The 583-nt window shown below is 66.0% G+C and carries 1 protein-coding gene; it reads left to right on the plus strand.

Annotated features, from left to right (window positions below; genetic code table 11):
• On the plus strand, nt 1–583 hold a 583-nt coding region (locus tag C9414_RS20875; protein WP_142398079.1), incomplete at both ends, for a DUF819 family protein.

Consider the following 583-nt stretch of genomic DNA (forward strand, 5'->3'; position numbering starts at 1 on the left):
GGCCGGCATGGCCGCATTGGCCGGCAGCTGGATCGGTGGCGGCGCCAACATGGTTGCGATGCGCGAAGTGTTCGGTACCGATGCGACCACGTTCGGCCAGTTCGCCGTGGTCGACGTGGCCTGCGCCAGCCTGTGGATGGCGATCCTGCTGTTCCTGGCCAACCGCGCGCAGCAGATCGATACCCGCAACGGGGCCGATACCCGTGCCATCGACGAGATGAAGGCGCGCATCAGTGCCTACGAGGCGCAGAACGCACGCATCCCCAGCATGACCGACCTGATGGTCATCGTCGGTGTGGCCCTGGGCGGTGTCGGACTGGCGCATGCGATCGCCGCGCCACTGTCGGGCTGGTTCAAGGCCAACGTCAGCTGGGCCAGCCAGTTCAGCCTGGACAGCCAGTTCGTGTGGGTGATCCTGCTGTCCACCGCGATGGGTCTGGGCCTGAGCTTCACCCGTGCGCGGCAGCTGGAAGCGGCCGGTGCCTCGCGGCTGGGCACGGTGTTCCTGTACTTCCTGATCGCCTGCATCGGCATGCAGATGAATCTGTTGTCGCTGCTGGATCGGCCGTGGCTGTTCCTGCTT

Origin of the sequence: Bacillus sp. Nf3 (assembly GCF_003028545.1) — a bacterium.
Taxonomy (GTDB): domain Bacteria; phylum Bacillota; class Bacilli; order Bacillales; family Bacillaceae; genus Bacillus; species Bacillus safensis.